This window comes from Lentihominibacter faecis (genome assembly GCF_014306095.1).
GTDB classification, from domain to species: Bacteria; Bacillota; Clostridia; order Peptostreptococcales; family Anaerovoracaceae; genus Lentihominibacter; species Lentihominibacter faecis.
Map to the genome: position 1 here is coordinate 1 of NZ_JACRWC010000094.1, position 4,501 is coordinate 4,501.

Here is a 4,501-nt window from a genome sequence, read left to right on the forward strand (position 1 = left end):
ATTTGCGACGTGTCTGCTGGGATCAGAAAAAGTATGAGTGGATGACTGCCTCGTATCGAAAGAACTCTTTATATCCGGAAAATTTGAAATATGCCACAAACTGGGGGATCAAAATGCGATCCAAGTCGGAACGCACGATTGGAAATAAGCTTGAAGAATACGGCATGGCTTACCGTTACGATTCCTTAGTGGATTTAGATCTTGCAACAGTGTCACCGGATTTTCAGATTCTGAAACCGGACTGGACGATAGCATTTTGGGAGCATTTTGGAAAGGAAGGTGATCCGGAATACGATAAAAATAATGCTAGAAAAATTGAGGTTTACCATGATGCGGGATTTTGGGAGCACAGCAATTTGATCATTACAAGAGAGAAGGATTTGGAAAATCCAGGATTGCTGGAGGATATTATAGAGCGCTTTCTTTTGAGTTGATTTTTCCGCCGGCATCCCGTCCGGTCCCTGGCCGCTCCGAGTCCGCTGCCTGCCCATGTGATTTGGTCGCCGGCACCGCTACCTGTCCCATCTTGTTTTTCGCAACAATAGACCCTTAGCTTCGTTTTGCTCCCTGCCTGCTCAGCCTCGGCCCCCGCCGGCATCTTGTCCCAGTCCCGGCCTCAGCCCCCGCAGATCTCCAGCCCAAGCCCGCCGCCTCTGACAAGAAAAATTCCACTGTTTTGTTGACAAGCACCAACCATGTTATGTATTATTATGATAAAGCACTAAACTGAAAGAAGGTCAGAACCATGAAAATACTGAAAGCATCAAAAGAGCGAACGAAAGAAGACCGCAGTGCTTTGCGGAAAACCGTTGGCGACATCATCGAAAATGTCATCGAGAACGGAGATGCAGCACTGCTGGAATACAACCATAGATTTGACGGATGCGACAGAGCATCTCTAAGGATTTCAAAAGAAGAAATCGAGGCAGCCTATAAGGAAGTGCCGGAAGAGGACATCGAAGATATCAAAAAAGCTGCTGCCAACATCAAGGCCTTTGCGCAGGCACAACGAAAAACAATGATGGAACTGAAGGACTTTTCTCCTGCAAAAGGCATCATGCTGGGACACCGGATCATCCCGGTGGATTCCTGCTGCTGCTATGTTCCGGGAGGCGGATATCCGCTCTATTCCACGGCGCTCATGCTGGGGATCCCTGCAAAGGCAGCAGGTGTAAAGCGCGTTACAGCCTGCTCCCCGGTCATAAAAGGTACGGAGCACATCCACCCGAAGACACTGGTCGCTATGGATATCGCCGGTATTGACGAGATATACGCTGTAGGAGGAGCACAGGCTATCGCAGCCTTTTCTTATGGAACAGATCAGATCCAGCCTGTAAATCTCATCGTGGGACCGGGAAACAGCTTCGTGTCAGAAGCAAAACGCCAATGCTACGGCAAGGTGGGTATCGACTTTGTGGCAGGACCGAGCGAAGTGCTGGTCATTGCCGACAGCAACGCGGATCCAGACATCGTGGCAGCGGATCTGCTGGCGCAGTCGGAGCACGATAAAGAAGCAAAGGGAATTGTAGTAACGACAGACGAAGGCTTTGGACAGGCTGTTATCAAAGCAGTAGAAGAACAGCTTGAACAGCTGGATACGCGGGAGATCGCATTAAGATCCTGGGCGGATTTCGGTGAAGTTCTGCTGGCAGACGATCTGGAAGAAGCCATCGCATACGCCAACTCCTATGCGCCGGAGCATCTGGAAGTCAATGTGGCGGAGACCCAGCTGGAACAGACGGTGGGAGCTTTGCACAATTATGGATCGCTGTTTATCGGCGGAAATACGGCAGAAGTTTTCGGAGATTATGCGTCCGGAACCAACCATACGCTGCCGACTCTGGGAGCAGCCAGATATACAGGAGGCGTCTGGGTGGGCACATTCCTGAAGACATGTACCTACCAGAGTATGAGCCCGCAGGCCATGATGGATATCGCGCCGCTGGTGTCAAACCTGGCTCGGGGAGAAGGTCTCATCGGCCACGCCAGAGCCGCGGAGATCAGGATGGAAAAAAACAAAAAATAATCAAAAAAGCGTCAAAGCCTTGCGGAGAGAGACTTTTCTCTGCAGGGCTTTTCTTTTGCAAAGATTTATCACCGGGGCGCAGAAGGATTCCTGCTTGAAAAAATGTCAAAAAAGTGAGATAATTATAACACCAAGTGGAAAGGGGAAGGCAATTCATGAATATTAAACAGATTGCCAAGGCCGCGGGGGTTTCGGTTGCTACCGTATCCCGGGTACTGAATCACCCGGAAAATGTTGCACCAAAAACCCGGGAAAAAATACAGAAAATCATAGAAGATAAAGAATACAAGCCCAACTGGTTCGCGCAGGGTCTTAACTTCAACAGGACCAAAACGATAGGGCTGATCATTCCGTATATACTCAATTCCACCTATATGGAGATCGCTAAAGGTGTGGAAGATGTAGCTTTGCAGAAAGGCTACACGACGTTTATGTGCAATGTAGAGAAGAACAACAGGATCGAGAGCGAATATATTGAACAGCTTCTGACCAGAAAGGTGGACGGTATTATTCTGATGTTTTCTTTCTTGCAGGAAGAAAATTTAAAAGCTGTCCAGGAAGACGGCGTACCTATCGTTCTGATCGGAGAAAACAAGGATATCAAAGGATTCAATTCTGTGCGTGTGGACTGTAAGGCAGGTGCAGAAGGAATGATCCGAAACTTTATCGAATACGGACATAAAACCATCGGGATCCTGTACGGAAGTGATCCGGAACAGGAGTCCAGAGACATGCTGGAAGGCTATCGGGAAGTACTGGAGGAAAACGGGATCGCGATAGAAGAAAAATATATCAAAGCGGTGGACAATACTATAGAAGGCGGCTATCTGGGAGCGAAGAAAATGGTGGCGGACGGACCGCCGCAGGCGATTTTCGCCACCAGCGACGACATTGCATATGGTGCGATGGATGCCATCAAAGATCTGGGCATGAAAGTGCCTGACGATGTGGCGGTAGCCGGATTTGGGAATGCCAGGATGTCAAACCTCGTGGAGCCGAAACTGACCACGGTGGAATTACCGTTCCACAAGATGGGGATCTACGGTGCCAGACTGCTGTTTGACCTGATCGAGGACGAAGACAAAATCAACGAAAAACCGAGGCAGATCACTTTGCAGACGAAGCAGCGGATCCGAAAATCGTGTGGACATAAAGAGAGGATTGGAGAGATGTTTTAATGTTGAGTACAGATTTTTTAGGAATGAAATTAAAAAACCCGATCATCGTGGCGGCAGGACCGTGGAACCGGGACGGGAAGGCTTTGCATAGATCTATAGCTTCCGGTGCGGGGGCTGTCGTAACAGAAAGTATCGTCAGCGACACTGTGCTGGACGTGCGGCCGAGAATCGCATGCGATGAGATGGGAGTGCAGAATATAAGGCTGTATAGTGACATACAAATAGAAGGATGGGAAAGAGAACTGGACATAGCGAAAAGTGATGGTGGTGTGGTCATTGCCAGCATTTCCGCACATACCGCCTCGGAACTTGCCTACCTGGCAAGCAAAATGGAAAAATTCGGTGCAGACGCTATTGAGCTTTCGGTTTCCAATCCGATGATGGAATCGCTGGAAGTCGTTGCGTCCCATGCCGATGTTATCTATGATATGACGAAAGAAGTGGTATCCAATGTCAGGATCCCTGTGATCGTCAAGCTGTCGCAGAATACGACAAATATCACTAAGGTGGCAAAGGCTGCCAAGAAAGCAGGGGCTTCTGCCGTCAGTGCGATCAATACGGTAAGAGGGATCCTGGGGGTCGATCTGGAAACGGCGCAGCCGGCGCTTTCAACTTATGGAGGTATCTCAGGACCTTATATCCGTCCTATGGGGCTTGCATCGGTGGCGGCCATCGCGCAGTCGGTAGACATTCCGATCTGCGGGATAGGCGGCGTGGACAGTGCAAAGCATGCGCTGGAATACATTATGCTGGGTGCTTCTGCTGTTCAGGTGGGAACGGCTGTCATGACGCAGGGTCATGGTGCGATCGGCACGATTGTAGAAGAACTGGAGAACTGGCTGGACGCTCACGGTCTTGCTTCGGTAGAGCAGGTTCGGGGCAAGGCTCTTGCCAATATGAAATCCTTCGATGAAATGAAGATAGAACCGGCAGTCAGCACAGTGCAGAGCGTACCGTGCACAGAGAACTGCGATAAATGCCTGACGTCCTGTATCTATGGGGCGATCTCTCGCAGCGAAACCAGCGTAAATGTGGATGAACAGGCCTGCACAGGATGCGGTTTGTGCACATTTATCTGCCCGGCAAAAAAATTGAAGCTGGCCTGGTAAACGTTGCAAAATACGCTGTAACGCCCATTTTTAGCAGGGTGCGGGATAGCGTACCAAAATTGTCAGAATTACATTTTTGCAGGAAATTGTAAAAATGACTTGAAATATTCTGAAAACGTGTTATTATAATGTTATGTAACTGGTTACACAGCCATTACATAATAAGGTTTTCACCAAAACAAAGGCTG

4 protein-coding genes are annotated in these 4,501 nt (G+C 49.1%); all 4 read left to right on the forward strand.

Annotation, left to right across the window (positions count from 1 at the left end; all coding sequences use genetic code 11):
* Positions 1-434 (forward strand): hypothetical protein (locus H8876_RS07195; RefSeq protein WP_465250738.1); only part of this gene is annotated, 434 nt, incomplete at its 5' end.
* A 311-nt stretch (positions 435-745) separates the two neighbouring features.
* Positions 746-2,026 carry a histidinol dehydrogenase gene (gene hisD, locus H8876_RS07200; protein ID WP_249287168.1) on the forward strand — a complete coding sequence of 427 codons (1,281 nt, stop codon included), beginning with the start codon at positions 746-748 and terminating at the stop codon, positions 2,024-2,026.
* A 155-nt stretch (positions 2,027-2,181) separates the two neighbouring features.
* The gene (locus H8876_RS07205; RefSeq protein WP_249287169.1) at positions 2,182-3,204 is read left to right on the forward strand and encodes a LacI family DNA-binding transcriptional regulator; all 1,023 of its coding nucleotides are present in this window, start codon (positions 2,182-2,184) and stop codon (positions 3,202-3,204) included.
* Positions 3,204-4,313: a hypothetical protein gene (locus tag H8876_RS07210; protein ID WP_249287170.1), complete on the forward strand. Its 1,110-nt coding sequence runs from the start codon at positions 3,204-3,206 to the stop codon at positions 4,311-4,313. Before H8876_RS07205 ends, H8876_RS07210 begins: the two co-directional genes overlap by 1 nt.
* Positions 4,314-4,501 lie beyond the last annotated feature (188 nt).